A 19,692-nucleotide genomic window follows, 5' to 3' on the forward strand; every position below is an offset into this window, starting at 1 on the left:
ATGGTCGCATTAACCAAAAGATAAAGTTGCTTTACGCAATCTGTAAGGGAAGGGCAGAAGAGGAAAAGTACTTCCATATTTACTGCAGCGGTTGCTCGTCAGAGCACTGACTTGCTGTGGGTTAAAGGAAGTGGCGCGGGAGGTATGGTGTGCACCAGTGAGAACCTAAATGGGCGCTTCTGAAACGGCTGTAATTTTCTTACTTGCTGGCCAGCCGCTCCGGGTTGTCGGTAAGGAAACTCTTCCAGGACTTTCCGCCCTGCTTGGCATTGTTGCCCTTCTGGTAGTGGTGACAAAGGGCTACTCCCAAGGCATCGGTTGCGTCGAGCAGCTTTGGCGCGTCCTGTATTTTCAGGATTTGCATCAGCATGCTCGCCACCTGTTCCTTGGAAGCATTCCCGTTTCCGGTTATAGACTGCTTTATCTTTTTTGGGGCATACTCCACATACGGGATGTCGCGGGAGAGGGCAGCGGCAATGGCCACACCTTGGGCCCTGCCTAACTTCAGCATGCTTTGCACGTTTGTGCCATAGAATGGCGACTCGATAGCCAGTTCATCGGGGAGGTATTCGTCGATGAGCTGTATCATGCGGTCAAAAATTTTCTTTAACTTGATGGCGTGGTTGCTGTAGCTCTTCAAATGGATAACACCATACTGCACTACCTGTACCTTTGAACCAGTCACCTCAATGAGGCCGTAGCCCATTACCTGCGTGCCGGGGTCAATGCCAAGAATAAACTTGTTAGGGGGTAGTGCGGAAGAGTAAACCATAGGTCTGCAAAATTAAGACATTATCTTGAACATCAATCTCAATAAAAAATTCCTTTTGCTCTCGGCGAAGGCGCTGGTCGTGCTGCTCACGTTCTACCTGCTCTATTCCACTATTTTCACGGAACCGGACACCCTCCTGACCTGGGAAGGCATTCTGCAGCATGCCATCGAGAGTCCGCTGCGTTTCCTTGTGTTCCTGTCGGCAATACTTATACCTGTTAACTGGGCCTTTGAGGCGAGAAAGTGGCAGTTGCTCGGAAAGAAGATCGAGAAGATTTCTTTTCTGCGGGCCTACCGCGCTGTGATGGTGGGCCTGACACTGGGCTTTGTAACACCCAACCGCATCGGCGACTATGCCGGGCGGGTGCTGGAGCTAAAGAGTGAAGATCGCCTGAAGTCCATCGGGGCAATCTTTATCGGCAGGTTCTGCCAGTTGGTAGCCACAATTCTGGCTGGCTCATCTGGTCTGGTTTACTTCATCTTTCGCTTTTACTTGATGGAGTATCCTGCTGTTTCCATGAGTGTTATGTTCTTGCTGCTGGTGCTAAGTGTAGCTGCGGTGTTGCTGCTTTACAATGCGAATGCCATGGTGGCGGTAGTAGGCGCCATTAAGCCTTTGCGGAAGTTCGTACCATATGTGTCTGTTATGTCCGCTTATACTTCAGAGGAGATGACGAGGCTGCTGGTGCTTTCTTTGGGTCGCTATTTTGTGTTCCTGTTGCAGTTTGTGCTGTTACTGGTGCTGTTTGGAGTGCAACTCACGCCCCTGGAGTACATCAGTGGTGTGTCAGGCACCTTCTTCCTCAAGTCTGTCGTCCCTTCTATCAGCCTGATCTCAGACCTGGGTGTGCGGGAGCTTTCTGCCATGTACCTGTTCGGATTATTGGGGCAGATGCGCCTGCAGGTACTGAGTGCCAGCCTTAGCCTCTGGCTGCTGAACATAGCGGTGCCAAGTGCGGTAGGGCTTGTCTTTGTGCTGCGCCTCCGGTTAAGGAAGAAGGGAGTGGCGGCATGATTGTATTGCTTTCTGTGGCACTGCTATCCTATGCCTGGATTATCCTGCGCCGATGGGATGCCTGGCAGGATTTGCCAGTCTCGGATGCCCCAGCTTCTTACTATCCCGATGTAAGGCTCTCTGTCATCATACCTGTCCGGAACGAGGCCAAGAACATCCTTCTGCTCTTACGCGATTTGGAAGCCCAGCAGTACCCGAAAGAGCTCGTGGAGGTGCTGGTAGTGGACGATCATTCAGAAGATAGCACCGTTGAACTGGTAAGTGAATACAAGGCAGGTTCCACAATGAGTATCAGGATCCTGCAGCTGAAGGAGTACCCTGCTATGCAGCTTAAAAAAGCCGGGGTGCAGAAAGGGGTGGAGCTGGCACAGGGGGAACTGCTGGTGCTAACCGATGGCGATTGCCGGGTGGGGCCGGAGTGGCTGCGGCAGTATGCGTACGTGTACCGGATGCAGCAACCTTACTTCATCAGCGGCCCTGTGAGCTTCCATCAAACTAGTTCAGCTTTTGAGAAGATGCAGCTGGTGGAGTTCTCCAGCCTGATAGGGATAGGAGGAGCCTCTATTGGTGTGGGAGCCCCTAATATGTGCAACGGGGCCAATCTGGCCTACCGCAAAGATATTTTTAACAGCGTAGCAGGCTTTGCCGGCAACGAAGGCATTGCCAGTGGCGACGATGAGTTCCTGCTGCACAAGGTGCACGAGCTGTATCCGGGGCGGGTCGCCTTCCTGAAAAACCCTAAAGCGATAGTCTATACATCGGCCTGTAAAACACTGATTTCTTTTGTGTCGCAGCGGGTGAGGTGGGCCAGCAAGTGGAAGTCTTATCAGAGCCTGCCGGTGCAGCTGATTGCCGTGGTGGTTTTCCTGGTCAACTTCCTGCTGTTCCTAACCATCCCGCTTGTCATAACCGATAGCATTCCCCTATGGATGTTTATAGGGGCCTATGCTACCAAATTTGCTGTTGATTTCTTATTTTTAAAGCGCATACTCGGCTTTCTGGGCAAACAACAGTACCTGTGGTATATGCTGCCGCTGCAACTTGTATACGTTCCCTATGTAGTATTTACCGGTACCTGCGGCCTGCTGGGCCGTTACCGCTGGAAAGGAAGAATAATCCGTAACTCATGACAGATAACGAATTCGATGTACTGGACGAACTATACTTTGTCGTCTCCTACCCCGATCTCAGGAGCACCCTCTCCCTCACAGATGAAGAGCTTTGTACAGCGCTGCAGTCGCTGATAAGGCGTGGCTATGTGAAAATCTTATACCCTGACCAGGATACAGAGCATGACTATGAGGAGGCAACCTTTGGGCAGCATTGCCAGGACTACTACTTTCTGGCAACCAAGGCTGGCTTGGTCGTACATAACTCCATCTAAGGTTTTCTTTTAAGAAAAGAGAAGATGTCTATTGTTCATGTGCAGCCTCCTGTTACAGCTAGTAAGCAAGGCACTGTTTTGGGAGTTGGAATGAAAAGGTGCGAAGGTTTTTGGTTGAATGCTGCCGGTGCTAATCTTTTTTTAGTAGTTTTACTGGGTGTATGCCCTCCTGTGGGAGTAGTTACTTTCAGTTAATGGATCAATTGCTGCAGCGGCACACACCTTTCAAATAGAATGAATACTAATGCCTGATATCACTACTCCGAATACACAGCAGGAACTGAATCTTAAGAAGTTGGAGCTTTCGGCTCTTCTTGAAATCACGCAAGCTATCAACGATAACCTGCCGGAGCCGGCGCTATATAAGATTTACCGCTTCACGCTGCTGGCACAGCTGCAGATAAGCCGCCTGGTACTCTTTGTGCACGATGAAAGCTGGGAGTGTAAAGTGTGTTTCGGTACAGAGCAGGATTTCACGAAGCAGCCGCTCCCTGACGTTATCCGGAATCTGAGAGAGATAACCAAAACGGCGAAGCTGCAGGTAGATAAAAAGTGGCGCACCTTCGATATCGTGATTCCGATTGTGCACAATGGCAAAGTACTGGCCTTTGTGATGATAGGGAAAATACAGCCTTACTACCATAACCTGGGTGCATTAGGCTTTGTGCAGACGGTGAGTAATATCATGCTGGTAGCCATCGAGAATCATAAAATGGCACGGCAGCGACTGGCGCAGGAGTCTATCAGAAGAGAAATAGAGATTGCGCGCGAGGTGCAGACGATGTTGTTTCCGAAGTCGCTCCCCAATGATTCTGATGTAGCCATACATGCCAGCTATATCCCGCACTCCTCCATAGGTGGCGATTACTACGACTTTATCGAAATAGACCAGGACCAGTTCCTTTTCTGTGTGGCCGACGTATCTGGTAAGGGTGTGCCTGCCTCCCTGCTGATGTCAAACTTCCAGGCAGGGCTGCGGACTATTCTCCGGCAGACCTCAGATTTGAACACGGTAGTGGCGGAGTTGAATAACCTGATTTACCGAAACGCGATTGCCGAGAAGTTCATCACCACCTTTCTGGCCCTCTACAACCGGCAGACGCGGGAGCTGTCTTATGTGAACGCCGGCCACAACTCGCCTATTCTGCTGTACGAGAACAACACCCACCTGCTCTTGAACGAAGGCTGCACTATGCTGGGGGTGTTCGATGTGCTGCCGTTTATGTCTGTGGCCAAAGTCACGGTGCCTAAGAATGCCGTGTTGCTTTGCTACACCGATGGCCTGACAGAGGTATTTGATGAGGACGAGGCGGAGTTTGGCATCGAGGGCACCATTGAGTTCCTGAAGCGCAACCGTTTTCTGAGCTCAAAGATGATGCACCTGCAACTGCTTCGCGAAATAAACCTCTACAACGAAGAAGTTCGCTTCAACGATGATATCACGCTGCTCTCCTGCCGTTTTAAGTAACCTACATTGATTAATTGCTGGATTGTTTAATTGTTGGTTCAGCATGTTTGGACAGGTCTTACTTCTTGTCCATTGATAACAATTAAACCATCAACAGTTAAGTCTTGATCCGCCTTTACAAAACCCCATACCTACTGAAGAAACTGATGCCCGGATATACCTGGCACCGGCTGGGGCAGGATAAAAAGCTTTACCTGACTTTTGATGACGGGCCAATTCCGGAGGTGACGCCCTGGGTATTGGAACAGTTGGCGAAGTATGGCGCAAAAGCCACTTTTTTTTGTGTAGGCGAGAACCTCATAAAACACCCGGAGGTGGCGCAGCAGGCGCTGGCGCAGGGGCACCTGCTGGCCAACCACACGCACAATCACCTGAAGGGCTGGAGAGCTTCTTTGAAGGCATACCTGCAGAATACGGCGCAGTGCCAGGAGGTGCTGGAGCGACTACAACCAAATCAAAGTTCAAAGCTTTTTAGGCCACCTTACGGGCGCATCTCCAAAGCACAGGCCGCAGCACTCCGGGAAGAGTACGAGCTCATTATGTGGGACATGCTCACAAACGACTACGATGCCGCCCTTTCACCGGAAAAATGTCTGCAGATGGCGATTAAGTATACCCAAAGCGGCAGTATCATCGTATTTCACGACAGCTTGAAAGCAAAACGGAATATGATGTATGCCCTGCCGCGCTTCCTGGAGCACTTCTCACGGCTGGGTTATGCCTTCGAAACTTTATGATCGTATCTGTAGTCTACTTTATACTTTATTTTCTGCTTTTCCTAGGGCTGCTGAGCCTTCTGATCCTTAACCGCAAGCGCTACAACCTAGAACTGTCGCACCAGCCGCGCATCAGCATCCTGATTGCCGCCCGGAACGAAGAACATACCATTCTACGCTGCCTGCAGGCAATAGCCGCACTCGATTACCCTGCTGAGAAAATAGAAGTGCTTATCGGAGATGATGCCTCCACGGATGCCACGCGTGCCGTGGTGGAGGAATTTATTCAAGGCAGGCCCGGCTACTGCTGCATTTCCATCAAACAAAACACAGCAGGCACAAAAGGAAAAGCAAATGTGCTGGCGCAACTGGCAACCTTTGCCACCTCCGACTTCTTCTTTTATACTGATGCCGACATTGCCGTACCACCCCAGTGGGTGCGGGCCATGCTATCGGAGGTAAAGGAAAACACAGGAGTGGTGACAGGGATTACCTCTATAGCGGGAGATGGTTTCTGGGCACGGCTCCAAGCCATGGACTGGCTGTACGCACTCGGCCTGATGCAGGTGGTGTCGGACCTGAAACTGCCTGTTTCCACAATGGGGAATAATATGCTGCTGCGCCGACAGGCATATGAGGGAGTGGGAGGTTTTGAAGGTGTTAACTTTTCCATTACTGAAGACATTGCCATCTTCAATGCCATCATCAAAAAGGGCTGGGACTTCCGGAACATCTACGACAAAAGTGTTTTAGCGCTTTCAACACCTACTATCAGCTTTAAAGACTACCTGCACCAGCGCAGGCGCTGGATGCGCGGCTCCATGCACCTGCCACTCTATATGGCAATCATCTTTATACTGCATTCTGCTTACTACCCGGTATTGCTGCCATTCTTTGCGTATACATCAGTAGGGCTGGCTTTTGCTATATTTATGTTCAAGCTGTTGCTGCAAAGCCTGTACGTAAACGTTTGCCTGCGTAGGGTAGGGCAGTCGGCTCCCTGGTGGTTATACATTGCTTTTGAAATTTACCTTGTTGTTTCCTCTGTCATCCTCATCGTTTATTTCTTCCTGCCGCTTCGTATCTCCTGGAAAGGGAGAAAGTATTAAGAGTCAGAATCGAGAGAGTTTGAGGGATAGAAAATTAGACAGGGAAATACCACAGGAAGAGCCTCCTGCTGATGAGTGAATTACCAGCTGCAGCTAATTATAATTGGCCTCTAACATAAGGACAAAAAAACTGTTCTGGTCATGTTTTGCGGGAAAAGGAATAATAGATAGCAATATTCGGGTAGCTACATTAATTTTAATCTTCAGTCAGACGGCTGGCTACTTGCACGCTTCAGCCGTAGGTATGACCTTTGCCTGTGAACATCGCCTGGTAATAAAATTACGCACCCAATGAATTTAATTGACTCGCATGCACACATCTATTCAGAAAAGTTTGACGGAGACAGAGCCGATGCTATGGCAAGGGCGCAGCAGGAAGGAGTATCCCGCATCTACATGCCCAACATTGACCACACTTCCATAGATGCCATGCTGGAGGCGGAGGTTAAGTACCCGCAGCACTGTATACCGATGATGGGCCTGCATCCCACTTCTGTGAACAAAGATTTTGAGCGGGAGTTATACCTGGTTGAGGAGTGGCTGGAGAAACGAAAATTTGCGGCGGTGGGCGAATGTGGTATTGACCTGTACTGGGACAAGACCTTTCTGCCGCAACAACAGGAGGCCTTGCGGGTGCAGGTGGCGCTGGCAAAGAAACACCAGTTGCCTATCGTGCTGCATACCCGCGACTCTTTTGATGAGACCTACGAAATTATTGCGGCTGAGCAGGATGGCACCTTGGAAGGTGTCTTTCATTGCTTTTCAGGATCACAGGAGGAGGCGGAGAAGGTGAAGGAGCTGGGCTTTCTGATGGGAATAGGCGGTGTGGCTACCTTCAGGAACGGCGGCCTGGACAAAGTGCTGCCGCATGTGTCGCTGGACAGCCTGGTGCTCGAAACGGATTGCCCCTATTTAGCACCTGCCCCGCACCGTGGAAAGCGCAATGAACCATTTTTCCTGCCTTTGGTAGCCAAACGGATCTCGGAACTGATGCAGAAGCCAGTGGAAGAGGTGGCAGAGAAAACAGCTGCCAATGCGCTTAATCTATTTAAGCTTTAGCCATGAAAATTGTAAGAGTAAACATAGGCCCGTCAACACCCCAGGACCCGGAGGCTTCCATCATGATCATCTATACCGGCGGAACCATCGGTATGGTATTCGATGAGGAGCACAAGCACCTGGTTCCTTTCAACTTCAGCCAGATTCTGCAGAAAATGCCGGAACTGAAGCAGTTCAATTACCTGCTTACGGTAGTTAGTATAGAGCCTGCTATCGATTCGTCTAATGTAAATCTGGGCGACTGGATGATGATGGCCCGCCTGGTGGAGGAGAACTATAACGACTTCGACGGTTTTGTGATTCTGCACGGCACGGATACCATGGCCTATAGCGCCTCCGCCCTAAGCTACATGTTGGAGAACTTACAGAAGCCGGTGATTTTTACCGGGGCCCAGGTACCGATTGGTCGTGTGCGTACAGATGCAAGGGAAAACCTGATATCAGCTCTTCAGATTGCCGCTACAAAGGATGATGGGGGAGGGACAGTGCCAGAGGTGTGCATTTACTTCCACAACCTGCTGTTACGGGGCAACCGGGCTAAAAAAGTAGAGAGTACGCAGTTCAGCGCCTTTAAGTCAGAAAATCACCCCATACTGGCCAAAGCAGGCGTAAACATGGATTATTACTGGACCGCTATACGGCCGCAACCTAAAAAACCTTTCAAAGCGCATTATAACCTTGATTACAGAGTAGCGATTCTAAAGCTCTTTCCGGGAATTACGCCCCAGGTGGTCAAAAGCATTTTAACAACTCCTGACCTGCGGGGTGTAGTGCTGGAGACCTTTGGTGCCGGTAATGCCCCGACCTCGGAGTGGTTGCTGGACTTACTGCAGGATGCCATCAAACGCGGCATCCTGATCATGAATGTGTCGCAGTGTGATGAGGGGCGTGTGGACCAAGGCCATTATGAAACCAGCAGGTACTTGTTGGAGATGGGCGTGATTGGGGGAGCCGACATCACAACGGAGGCTGCTATTACTAAATTAATGTTCGTACTGGGGCAGGATTTGGCTCCGGCTCAAACCATAGACCTGCTCATGCAGAACCTGCGCGGCGAAATAACGCTATAATACGCTCTAATAGAAAAGAGCCCACACATTACATTTGCAAAGTTGCCGGCAATTGCTGTATATTTGCATTACCAATTAGAGAGGTGTCCGAGTGGTTGAAGGAGCACGCCTGGAAAGTGTGTATACCTCAAAAGGGTATCGCGGGTTCGAATCCCGCTCTCTCTGCCAGTAGCAATACTAAAAAGAGTTAAAAGCACGCAAATCAGCGATTTGCGTGCTTTTCGTTTCTGCCCCCCTGCTAAATCATTCAGCTTATCTCATTCCTAAGGAGGCCAGATTCAGGTATCAAGGGCGGCTTCTGCTTTTGGTGTCCGAGTTTGATATATCCTTTTGTTTTACAGCAAGATGTGAAGCGTTTATACAACTTGAGGCGCTTGTAAAATGAATGTCTACTTGAACAGTGAAAGGAGCAAGTAAAATGGACACGATAATCAGCATCCTTTTCTACGGCAAAAAATCTAGGACCACCAGCGACAACCTATTGCCCAGCTTCCTGCGTGTCACCATCGACGGAAAGCTGTTCGAAATCCCGGCTTGTGTGACGTCTTTGAAAGCATTGTATCCTCATGAAGTCTAAACCAACACGTGACTTTGGCTCTGGGATAGGACACTTGTTAATATCATATGATTATCAGCTAAAATAGGCTTATTGAAACACACAGATTCTTTATAGTTTTATCGAGAACTAACAACCAATGGATTATCCACTTGAATCGATTGATTTACATAAGCCTGTTCCTTTATTTGTGGTTTTAATCGAAAACCTCTAGATGGTAAAATCCTGTGAAATCACTCCTTCTTAAAGTAAATATGTAGAGCAAAAAATATTTGTTCAATGCATTTGGATTACATCTACTCTTATCCTGGTGTTAAGTGATAAAAAATATGTTTTAAATATGAAAATACACAAAGTATTCTTGCGTTTCATCCTGTTTGTTGCTGTTCTGACCCAGGGTATTAACACCGCTCAGGCACAAGGCGGAGACCAGATATTGGATGGGATTGGTGAAACGGGAATGATGGCGCGCTACGTGTTTAACGGAGACCTTAAAGACTGGTCCCGGAATAATCTGCACGCGAGATATCAAGGCACCAAACCCACCTTTGTCCATGACAACCGGTTTGGAAAGGTTCTGTCGCTTTCCGGGGATAACAATGCTTTTGTTACAATCCCAAGAGAAGCGCTAAGGGATTTGGAATCGCTTAGTATATCAGGATGGATATACCTGCGTTCAAAGCAACCTGGCCAACGCTTTTTTGATTTCGGAAAGGATGCCACCAAACACTTCTTTGCGGCCCCTGTAGGCACAAAGGCCTATAAGGGCTACCAGGCATTGATAACAGCGGGAAAAGGTAGTAAAACCGGAGCGGTTTCTCCGGCCATAGAAGTGAATAAGTGGGTTTATCTTACCATCGTGATAGATGTTCCTTCAAAAGCTATAATTACGTATGTTGATGGTAAGCCTGTGGGCGAAGCTAAGGATATACCACAGGAGTTAACAGCGGTATTCGGGCAGCAACCAGTGCTTTATATCGGAAAATCGCTTGTGCCGCAAGATCCCAATCTGGATGCCATGGTACATGATTTTCGTATTTACCGTGTTCCCCTGAGTGGCAGACAGATCGCCGGAATCTATACCAATGGCCAGAAAGGCAGAGGCGTGAACGAAGGTTCGGTTAATACGGCGGGTAAGCAAGTTGAGGATGATCTTCCTCGTTTTTCGCCAACCGAGGCACAACTGTATACGACCTACTTAGTTCAGGTATCCGATGTGGAAGTGGAAACAGATGTAGGAAATCTGCCACGATTGCCAGGTTACGTACAGGGAACGTACAAAAATGAGATGCAGGGAAAAGGTCCGAAAGTACGTGTGCTGTGGCCTGCTGCTATCGATAACAGCGCAGTGCTTACCCCCGGACGCTATACCGTTACGGGGCGTGTTGCCGGAACGGATTTCCAACCAAAGGCATTTGTCACAGTAAAAGCGAGCAAGAAATCAACTACACCAGGTTTAAAGCTGCAGGCATTTGCCTTGTCCCAGGTTTCTCTAAAAACCGATGCCCATGGTCATGAAACCCAGTTTATTGAGAATCGCGACAAGTTTATTAATACCTTGACTAAAACCGACCCTAACTCCTTTCTCTATATGTTCCGCCATGCCTTTGGGCAGAAACAACCTGAAGGAGCAAAGCCTTTGGGTGTATGGGACAGCCAGGACACCAAATTAAGAGGGCATGCCACAGGTCACTACCTCACGGCCATTGCACAAGCCTATGCCGGCACTGGGTATGACAAGGCACTTCAGTCCAGTTTCTCCAATAAAATGGAGTATATGGTTAATACTCTCTACGAGCTATCCCTATTGTCCGGAAAGGCGAAAGAAGCAGGAGGCACTCATGTGTCCGATCCGACAGCAGTGCCGCATGGCCCTGGAAAATCTACATATGATTCAGATTTGAGTGATGCGGGCATCCGTACTGACTATTGGAATTGGGGAGAGGGATATATCAGCGCATATCCCCCGGATCAGTTTATCATGCTGGAAAACGGAGCCAAGTACGGAGGACAGAAGCACCAGGTCTGGGCACCGTATTATACCTTGCACAAGATTCTGGCTGGCCTGATGGATGTACATGAAGTGAGCGGCAATAAAAAAGCCCTTGAAACAGCTGCCGGCATGGGCGATTGGGTACATGCACGCTTGAGCCAGGTGCCTACAGATACGTTAATAAAAATGTGGAACACCTATATTGCCGGTGAATTTGGAGGCATGAATGAGGCAATGGCCCGTCTGTACCGGGTTACCGGTAATCCGAATCACCTGAAAACAGCGCAATTATTTGATAACATCAGAGTGTTCTTTGGCGATACTGCACATTCGCATGGGCTGGCTAAAAACGTTGACCTTTTTCGTGGATTGCATGCCAACCAGCATATTCCTCAGATTGTCGGGAGTATGGAAATGTACCGTGTCTCCAACAACCCAGAGTATTACAGAGTGGCTGATAACTTCTGGTATAAGATGGTCAATGATTATATGTACAGCATAGGAGGTGTTGCAGGTGCACGTAATCCAAACAACGCGGAATGTTTTACTGCTCAGCCGGGAACGTTGTATGAAAACGGCTTCGCCGCTGGAGGACAGAACGAAACTTGTGCCACCTACAATATGCTGAAACTGACCAGCGACCTGTTTCTCTTCGACCAGCGGGCAGAATTTATGGACTATTACGAGCGGGCCTTGTACAACCATATTCTGGCTTCTGTAGCCGAGAATAGTCCTGCCAATACTTATCACGTACCGCTCAGACCAGGGGCTACCAAACAATTTGGCAATCCGAACATGGCAGGCTTTACGTGTTGTAACGGTACAGCAATAGAGAGTAGTACCAAACTGCAAAATACAATCTACTTTAAAAGCAAGGATAACCAAGCGCTTTACGTCAATCTTTACATACCCTCAACTCTGGAATGGACAGAACGCGACATAACGGTGGAGCAGAAGACAAATTTTCCACAGGAAGACAACACCCGGCTCACTATCAAGGGGAATGGGAAGTTTGAGTTGAATGTGCGGGTGCCAGGCTGGGCTACCAAAGGGTTCTTTGTGAAGATAAATGGCAAAGAGCAAAAGCTTCAGGCTAAGCCGGGCAGTTACATGAAAATAAGCCGCAGATGGAAAGATGGCGATGTTATAGAGCTGAAAATGCCCTTCCAGTTTCACCTAGATTCGGTGATGGATCAGCAGAACATAGCCAGTCTGTTTTACGGACCGGTATTGCTGGCCGCGCAGGAGCCAGAAGCAAGAAAAGAATGGCGTAAAGTAACTTTGGATGCTGAAGATTTAGGCAAATCCATTAAAGGAGATCCACAGCAGTTACAATTCACAATTGATGATGTGGTTTTCAAACCATTTTATAAAACGTACGGGCGTCATTCTGTTTACCTGGATGTTAAGCTAAAATAGGCATTGAGGACAGCAATGCTAGATGGGGTCGTAGCTCAAGAAGCGACAACTTCCTCTAGCGTTGCTGTCCGTCATGTAGAACTAGACCGAAGATGGGCGTTAGCACTAACCTATCCACTTATTTTCGGTACAGCGGACAGGTTATTACATTCAGAAGCAGCGCAACGACGGTTGTATTTTTGTCTTTACGGACGACCGGATCCTGTTTGGGTAGCCAGCCTGAAACCCGCGGCAAATGTCTCGAGTATTGCGCAGAAAGAAAGGTCGGACTAAATTTCCTTTAGCTCAGTGCCGAAAATAGGAGCACTGATATGCCTGCCTTCAAAAATCATATAGGTGGCTACTTTGTCGTTTTCAGCGAGTAATTGGTAAATCCGCATCCTAAAGCTCTTGAATGAATTGAAGTTCTTTCTCTCAAACCCACGAAGCCTTCAGCACCTTATAGAGGGCTATCAACCTGAAAGTAGAAGACAAAGTCTTCATGGCAAAAGCTAGCTACCGTGTCATAATCTTCTTTTTCCAGCGCGCATTAAATTTACGAACCAGTTCTTTATTATCCTCAGTATTCATTTGGCAATGCAAGGCGGCTTAAAGAGAAATCAGTTGGCCGTCTTCAGGAATAATAACTTTGTCCTCGATTCCCTTTTCCGCAACAAAGTCTTTCAGTTCATTTCTACTCAAGACACAGTGGTTTAATGCCTCCATGTGAATGGCTACTATGGTAGCATCAGGCAATAGATAGTTAATTCTTTCGACGTCTTCTTTGCCCATGGTCACAGGCCCTAATTCGTCAATGGCTAAACTCGCGTATCCGGCATTTACCACCACGACATCCGGTTGCCACGTTTTCAGATTGTTCTCCACCTCATCAATCAGAAGCGTATCTCCCAGGAAATAGATGGACTTCTCGCCTTCGGCATCAAAGAAATAACCTGAAGGATATCCCAGAAAACTTTCTAAGTCAGGGATAGAATAGGCAGCGTCTGTTCCGTGCTGGCAGTATGTTTTCTAAAAATCCAAGCCTTCAAAACTGGCGTCCTCTCCCAGTGCCTCGACATTCGTAAAGCCTTGGGACTGGATGACTTTGGCATCGTCTTCGTTCTGAGCCAGAATCTTAATGCCTTTGGGAAGAGTCTGTACCGCAACTTCATCCCAATGATCAGGATGCAAATGCGAAACCAGAACTGCATCTACATCAATAAGGATTTCTGGCTTGACCGGCATTTCCACCAAGGGATTGCTCAAATGTGAATTGGCGGTTCCTGGAAATCCAGGGTATCTTCCCTTTTCGGCAAAGAAGGGGTCCATCAATAATCTTTTGCCTGCATAGTTTAAAACTACGGTAGCGTTCCTGATAAATTGAATATTCGATGACATAACTTTCTTTTTTAATTTACTAATGCAAAGTTACTTCACCAATCAAAGGAGGTTGCTACCAGTTATAACTCAATTAATACCTTTTTGATAAGCAGCTAAAAACTCGGAAGTGGTCATACGGGTTTGGTTCTTGAAAAACCGCATCAAATGGTTGGGCCCCGCATAGCCAAACTCATACGCGACTTCACTAATTGTTTTATCAGAGTAAATCAACTCGTTCTTTATCTCTGTGAGTAACCGCTGCTTTAAAAGTTCTGTGGCAGTGAGGTTGAATTGCTTTTTTACAGCTGCATTCAGCGTAATGCGGCTTATACCTAACAACTTGCAATAATCGTTTATGCGCTTTGCTTCTTTTATGTGCGATTCCATCAATCGTTTAAACTCATAGGCATGATTGGATGTGTCAATCTGGAAAGGCAAGTTGTTTTGGAGCGCGTATTCACGATTCAGGCGTTGCAATAAATAATATATCAGCGAACGGATGATATGGGCACTATCTAGGTTAGGTTGAACAAGCTCTGATTTTATTTCTGCCAGAATGTTATAGATGCTTTGAATCTGTTCATGGGTAGGATGAAGAATGAGCGGATAGTCGTGCTGGTAGAAGTATAGCAGGCGGTAAGTAAACAACTTGTCGGTGAAGAACTCGTTTAAAAAGTCTTCCTGAAATATCAGGATAGTGAAATCCAAAGCGGAGAGCGCAACGTTCCACTTCTTTCGCTGGAAAGTGGAAACAAACAGAATTGTATTGTCTTCAATCTGAAGCAGCTTATTATCTAAAAGAAGCTGCCCATTGCCACTACGAAAAATCAGGATTTCAAAATAGTCCGCGTTATGAACAGAGGGCAGTAAATATTCCAATGCCACGTCCGCGCCGTTGATGACGTTGATTAAGAAATCAACACCGCATTCTGTTTTATTGAATTTAACTGTTTTCAAGCTTCAAAATCTTTTTTTCCTGTAGCCTCTAACACAGTCATAGCACCTAAAAATGCTTTGAACACCAGATAACAGCTCGGAAGAATAACCCATTGTAGCGCCCTTACAAAGTAAAACCACTACAACGAGCATTGCATGGGAGCGAAGGCAATGGTTGCCAGTGCAGACTTTCCCCTACAAGGTTAGCTACGCTGCGATACTGTTATTAAGCGTAACATCAGTTAATTGTTGGAATCTGATTCTTTCTCAAGGCTTTTATTTCATCCTGAGAAAGCACGCGACCGTAAATCTTTACATCATGAACAGCACCTGTAAACCCGCCAACCGTTACTTCAGAAAGTTGCAAGGCTGGTATTTCTACAAACTGATCTACTAATCCATTGATATAAGTCCTGAGCACCCCGTCCTGGTAAGAAATCGCTAATTGGAATGTTTCCAATTTCTCTGGCGCGTACCACTGCCCACCGGTTCCTCTTGCCTTTTTTTGCCACCCATCAGAGTTTCCCAGGACATTGGTGCTGGCGTATATTTTGCCTCCTGACTGCAGGTAAGGTTTTGCCCGCTCTTCTTTAGGAACATGATAGGTGAGACCTGCAAACTTTACAAGCTGGCCATAATAAGCAGCAGAGTCAAGCAACAAGGTTAAAGTCAGCGAAAATGCTTTGGTTTTGGGCACCGCTATTTTATACTTGTCTTCTGGAGTAACCTTCGCAAAAGTTTTGGTTTTCAGTAGCCTTTTTTTCAAGTCTATATTGCCTGTAGGAATGGCCATATTGGTACGTATCCCGGTAGCATAGCCTTTGGGCCGGGACGCACTGACAATCCAGTCGTAATAGTCACCGTACATCCAGCTCAATGATTTGTCGCCCTTCGCACCTTACGTCATATAGGGGCGAACATTGTTTTTCGGAGAATCGAACGTTAGCTGCTGTACCGCGCCCACTTTTCCATCAGTTCCTACTGTGTACTTCTTCAGTTCATACACACGCCCATACTTGCCGTCTACAGGGACAGAACCGTAAACTACCTGCGGGTTTGTCTTATCAATCGCCATACCACCGCTGTAGCACTGTTCTATCTCGGGTGTTTGATGAAAATGTCCACCTCCATTTGCAATAAATGTTTTCTGCCACTCGCTCCCGGTCCATCTGACATGGTGGTAATCGTGCGATTTTTTGTTTTCACTGATGCTTACCATCGCAATCACAGGCTTTCCCGCTTTGTCTGCCGATAATTCCCAAAGCCAGTTGCGGAAAGGGCTATCATCTACAACAGCATAGGGATGGCTGTCCTTGTAAGCCTTTGTCGCGTCAATGTCATGCAGTTCAGCACCGCCAATAACAGAGAGGCTGTTTCCTTTCACATCCTTCAGCTCTTTTGTGTTTATATCTAAATAATTAAAATATATATAATTAACGCTTTGGTTGTCAGGATGCGTAGTGGTGTACGCCAGGTAAATTTTGTCCTTACCATTCGATAAGTACTTTGCATAAGGTCTTGTGCCACCCTGCCCTTTCTTGGAACGCACCATCTGGTAAGGCCCCCAGTCAAATTTTACGTTCCCGTCGGCATCAGGCAAGGTTAGCCGTGCAATGGTGGGGTGCCAGTTAATTCCCCTCCAGGCCAGATAAATATGTTCCGGATCATCCGACAGAATAAAAGGAGAGGGATAGGTGGTGTTGTCTGCTGTTACCAGCCTTACTTCTTTTCCCAGTGTTGTAATGTCACCCTTTTTGCTGGAAATGCGGTAGTAAAAACAGGGTTCATCCGTATGACGGGAGTAGAAGATCATGATACGCTCATCGGGCAAAACAAGGAAGGTAGGATTGTTATGATCATCCGGCTGAAAATAGGATCGGACCAGTACTTCGTTAGTTGTATTTGTTAAATGGTTGATTTGCGTTGCTTTGATGTTCCTGTGCGTATCGATGTAGCCGATATAGGTGTTATCAATGGTCCCTTTCTTATTTTTGAAATGAACTGCCCGCGGATCGGCAAACCAGCACCAGGCTCCCTTATCTGTGATGGTGTTGGTCTGAAAATCTGGGGTGGGAACATCCGAAGAAGTGCTCTGACTAAATGAGCTTATGGCTACTGTAAAATAAAAGAGTAAAAGAAAAACGGTCCTATTCATATAAAATCAATCACTAACTTTAAGTTATGAGATAATGCTTGCGGCTTCAGCAATCTATTCTGCCATTTGCCCTTACACGATTTTGAGTTACCGCAAACCCAGAGTCATGCTAGAACAGACCATAGCAATATACTGTTTTATCGACGACTTTTTGATTGACGTGGTCAGAAAGATGTCGCGCACTGTAAGCTATCAGACGCTGAGCTTTTGATTCCGGCGCCTCTGGTTGCCCGCTCCTTGCACGACAACCTCCACTCGGTCTGCTGCTACCTGCGGCAGCACCAAGGGGTGCGGATGAAAGGCAAGACCTGTTTCATGCGCCGCCTGCACGGGCTGCAGGAGTAGCTGGGGGCTCCCTTCCTACCTTGGCCTGCATGTTCAAAGACCTCAACATCTCCCGCTTTATTACAGACTTCTGAGATCACCATCACACTTCCTGGTACTCCTGTAGCCAGAGAGCCGACCCTGTAACAGTTACTTACTATAATGACATTATACGGCCTTGAAAGCTGCCGCTTTCCTGGCTTGTGATATACAAAGCAGACTGCCCTCTTCGAACAGCCTCTTGAGCTAAAAATCCTATTTTAATTAACGAGCCGCGATTGTATAATATGTGTCAAGAGAATATTTCGGGAAGCGGAACTCACTTGGGGTGTGGAAGGGGTGCTGTTTTGTACAGTTCAGAAGCGGCGGGTTGAGCGGACTGGACGGCATGTGGATGCACAGAAAACGTTTAAGTTACCGCTTGTTTCATAGACGAGTCGAGTAACAATTTAAAGGTTGCTTCTTGTTGCTTAACTTGTAACTTCCTCTAGCCAAAGCTTTCTGTTGCGCCCTTTGTTGAACAAAACACAGCCATTTAAGAGGTGCTTTTATATTATTAATAAAAATCAAACAATAGAAAAACTTGTAAGCATGCAGCCACAGATACTCATCTCCTACAACTGGAAGAACAAGGACGTTGCCGATACACTGGATAAGTGTTGGGAGGCGGTCTGACATAAGCTTGTCTGAGACGTGCGTGACCTGGAATACAAGCAGAACATCAAGGATTTCATGAAACAGGTCAATGACAGCGACTGTGTGCTGCTGCTCATTAGAGGTTTTATTTTTCTTCCAATTTAGATATCGGAGTTAATAAGAGTTTTCTGAATTCAACTTCGGCGCCTTCGGCCTGCAATGCAATCTGGCCATGTTGCACGGTAGCATCAAAACCATGATTTACCAACTCGTTATTTACCCAAACTTTTACCTCCTTACCCACGCATTCAATCGTCATGGCATTCCATTCTCCCAGCGGTTTTTCCGAACCATCAGTTAAATTCGGAATCCGGCGCAATTTATCGCCGTTTACTCCCCACTTTTCTTTTGGCCCGCGCCTTTTTTCCATATCCGGTACGACAATGTCTTCTTGTATGCACCAAAAATCACCTGCATTCCCGTGCATCATTTGTACTTCAATTGATTGGGGGAACATCTCGTACAGCGCCCGCGGGGTAGAAACATGCACCAGCGCCCCACAGTTGCCGGGCTTGTCGGCAAACCGGTACTCTATTTCCAGGCGGTAGTTTTTATAGCTGTCATTGGTTATCAGGTGGCCACCGGGCGTACCTAAACTAACCAGCAACCCATTCCGGACAATGAAAGGATTATGCGCAGTAGGGTCATTATCCATTTTAGGTACATCCACATGCCAGCCGGTTAAATCTTTCCCGTTGAAAAGACTTTTAGACTTTGGCTTTTCACCCAATTTTTCAGAGGGTAAAGCTGGACTTTGGAAAGAAATTGTAAAAGGCAATGAACCCAGCAAGAGTATATATAGCAGAAGAATTTTGTTCATGGGAATTTGGGAATTTTTTTAAAATTTTATTTAGAAAAGAGATGAAAGCAATTGATAAAATAATTTTGAAGTCTCTAATATAGTAGGAGTTACGATTAGTTGTATATGAATTCACTTTGAACTTGAAGGAAAAGTTTTCTCTGCAGCGCATGGACATCCGCAATGATGCTGTCCTGACTCATACTCGTGCGCCTTTGAAAAGCCCCTAGCATGCAAGAGATATGATCCTCTATGGCCTGCGGCTGCCTGGCAAATAATTGCTGGGGATGGCACTCCTGATTGATGGCGCGAAAGCACTCCTCCCCCTGCCAGTGTCTGGCTTTCGCCTCCTTACAGATTTCCCTGCGCTGCTGGTCGGGTTGGTATACGTCGTAAGACCTCACGCGGGGACCTCTGTATCCACTCCTACAATAAAGTCAAAGCCCCTGAGGTGGGTAAAGAGTTCCTTTTGGGGCATGTGCTCTACTTTCCCATCTGCTCATATCAGCCCGGGGGAAACGCTATGGTTTGCATTCAGTCGCACCAGAAAACCCACCTCGAAGACGCTAATATCAGGCAGCGCCTGGCAAGAGGTGATATTTATGTGCCTGAATTCTGCTTTGCAAGACGCCAAATAAGGCACAAAAAAAGAGGGAGCGTCTGCTTCCCTCTTTTTTGTAAAAATTGAATACTGATGAAGCAAGTGTTGATGCACCTACAACTTTAACAGGCTACTTGCAATCGTAAGTGAAAGTGGTTGTTTCTAACTCACCATCATCTTCTTCCTCAGTGACCTCAGTCGGGAAGCCTTCGCCATTGTATTTGTAGGTGTAGGCCGTCATGTATGTCTCATATGGCTGAG

General features: G+C 47.2%; 17 protein-coding genes and 1 tRNA gene. 11 read left to right on the plus strand and 7 right to left on the minus strand.

What is annotated here, in order from left to right:
• Positions 1-199: 199 nt before the first annotated feature.
• Positions 200-772 carry a crossover junction endodeoxyribonuclease RuvC gene (gene ruvC, locus ACFS7Z_RS24565; RefSeq protein WP_377491128.1) on the minus strand — a complete coding sequence of 191 codons (573 nt, stop codon included), beginning with the start codon at positions 770-772 and terminating at the stop codon, positions 200-202.
• A gap of 25 nt (positions 773-797) precedes the next feature.
• Here ruvC and ACFS7Z_RS24570 point away from each other — a divergent pair, with 25 nt between their 5' ends.
• The 11 genes from ACFS7Z_RS24570 (at position 798) to ACFS7Z_RS24620 (ending at position 12,561) form a co-directional block, all read left to right on the plus strand.
• Positions 798-1,787, plus strand: a complete 990-nt coding sequence (locus ACFS7Z_RS24570) for a lysylphosphatidylglycerol synthase domain-containing protein (protein ID WP_377491131.1) — start codon at positions 798-800, stop codon at positions 1,785-1,787.
• Positions 1,784-2,917, plus strand: coding sequence for a glycosyltransferase (locus ACFS7Z_RS24575; RefSeq protein ID WP_377491134.1), 1,134 nt, complete (start codon positions 1,784-1,786; stop codon positions 2,915-2,917). Before ACFS7Z_RS24570 ends, ACFS7Z_RS24575 begins: the two co-directional genes overlap by 4 nt.
• Positions 2,914-3,171 carry a hypothetical protein gene (locus ACFS7Z_RS24580; protein WP_377491137.1) on the plus strand — a complete coding sequence of 86 codons (258 nt, stop codon included), beginning with the start codon at positions 2,914-2,916 and terminating at the stop codon, positions 3,169-3,171. Before ACFS7Z_RS24575 ends, ACFS7Z_RS24580 begins: the two co-directional genes overlap by 4 nt.
• Positions 3,172-3,415: 244 nt before the next feature.
• Positions 3,416-4,639: a PP2C family protein-serine/threonine phosphatase gene (locus ACFS7Z_RS24585; protein ID WP_377491140.1), complete on the plus strand. Its 1,224-nt coding sequence runs from the start codon at positions 3,416-3,418 to the stop codon at positions 4,637-4,639.
• Between the two features lie 146 nt (positions 4,640-4,785).
• The gene (locus ACFS7Z_RS24590; RefSeq protein WP_377491143.1) at positions 4,786-5,376 is read left to right on the plus strand and encodes a polysaccharide deacetylase family protein; all 591 of its coding nucleotides are present in this window, start codon (positions 4,786-4,788) and stop codon (positions 5,374-5,376) included.
• Positions 5,373-6,464, plus strand: coding sequence for a glycosyltransferase (locus ACFS7Z_RS24595; protein WP_377491146.1), 1,092 nt, complete (start codon positions 5,373-5,375; stop codon positions 6,462-6,464). The genes ACFS7Z_RS24590 and ACFS7Z_RS24595 overlap by 4 nt, the downstream gene beginning before the upstream one ends.
• 291 nt (positions 6,465-6,755) lie before the next feature.
• Entirely contained in the window at positions 6,756-7,523 is a 768-nt protein-coding gene (locus ACFS7Z_RS24600) for a TatD family hydrolase (protein WP_377491149.1), read from the plus strand.
• A 2-nt stretch (positions 7,524-7,525) separates the two neighbouring features.
• A complete protein-coding gene (locus ACFS7Z_RS24605) occupies positions 7,526-8,593 on the plus strand; it encodes an asparaginase (RefSeq protein ID WP_377491152.1) in 1,068 nt (355 codons plus the stop codon).
• 77 nt (positions 8,594-8,670) lie between these two features.
• Positions 8,671-8,761, plus strand: a tRNA-Ser gene (locus tag ACFS7Z_RS24610).
• A gap of 250 nt (positions 8,762-9,011) precedes the next feature.
• Positions 9,012-9,170: a hypothetical protein gene (locus ACFS7Z_RS24615; protein WP_377491155.1), complete on the plus strand. Its 159-nt coding sequence runs from the start codon at positions 9,012-9,014 to the stop codon at positions 9,168-9,170.
• Between the two features lie 319 nt (positions 9,171-9,489).
• Positions 9,490-12,561 carry a beta-L-arabinofuranosidase domain-containing protein gene (locus ACFS7Z_RS24620; RefSeq protein WP_377491158.1) on the plus strand — a complete coding sequence of 1,024 codons (3,072 nt, stop codon included), beginning with the start codon at positions 9,490-9,492 and terminating at the stop codon, positions 12,559-12,561.
• A 588-nt stretch (positions 12,562-13,149) separates the two neighbouring features.
• On the opposite strand, the gene ACFS7Z_RS24625 is transcribed toward ACFS7Z_RS24620, so the two are convergent.
• From ACFS7Z_RS24625 to ACFS7Z_RS24650, 6 genes are all read right to left on the minus strand, one after another.
• Positions 13,150-13,425: a hypothetical protein gene (locus ACFS7Z_RS24625; protein WP_377491161.1), complete on the minus strand. Its 276-nt coding sequence runs from the start codon at positions 13,423-13,425 to the stop codon at positions 13,150-13,152.
• A gap of 144 nt (positions 13,426-13,569) precedes the next feature.
• Complete coding sequence (locus ACFS7Z_RS24630; protein ID WP_377491164.1) at positions 13,570-13,938, minus strand: MBL fold metallo-hydrolase; 369 nt, start codon at positions 13,936-13,938, stop codon at positions 13,570-13,572.
• Between the two features lie 69 nt (positions 13,939-14,007).
• Positions 14,008-14,877 (minus strand): helix-turn-helix domain-containing protein, encoded by an 870-nt coding sequence (locus ACFS7Z_RS24635; RefSeq protein ID WP_377491167.1) that lies wholly within the window; start codon positions 14,875-14,877, stop codon positions 14,008-14,010.
• A gap of 217 nt (positions 14,878-15,094) precedes the next feature.
• The gene (locus tag ACFS7Z_RS24640; protein ID WP_377491170.1) at positions 15,095-15,733 is read right to left on the minus strand and encodes a hypothetical protein; all 639 of its coding nucleotides are present in this window, start codon (positions 15,731-15,733) and stop codon (positions 15,095-15,097) included.
• Positions 15,734-15,754: 21 nt separating this feature from the next.
• Positions 15,755-17,011: a BNR repeat-containing protein gene (locus tag ACFS7Z_RS24645; RefSeq protein ID WP_377491173.1), complete on the minus strand. Its 1,257-nt coding sequence runs from the start codon at positions 17,009-17,011 to the stop codon at positions 15,755-15,757.
• A 1,105-nt stretch (positions 17,012-18,116) separates the two neighbouring features.
• Entirely contained in the window at positions 18,117-18,851 is a 735-nt protein-coding gene (locus ACFS7Z_RS24650) for a 3-keto-disaccharide hydrolase (RefSeq protein ID WP_377491176.1), read from the minus strand.
• Positions 18,852-19,692: the final 841 nt, after the last annotated feature.

The sequence above is a fragment of the Pontibacter toksunensis genome, assembly GCF_042686245.1.
Classification (GTDB): Bacteria; Bacteroidota; Bacteroidia; order Cytophagales; family Hymenobacteraceae; genus Pontibacter; species Pontibacter toksunensis.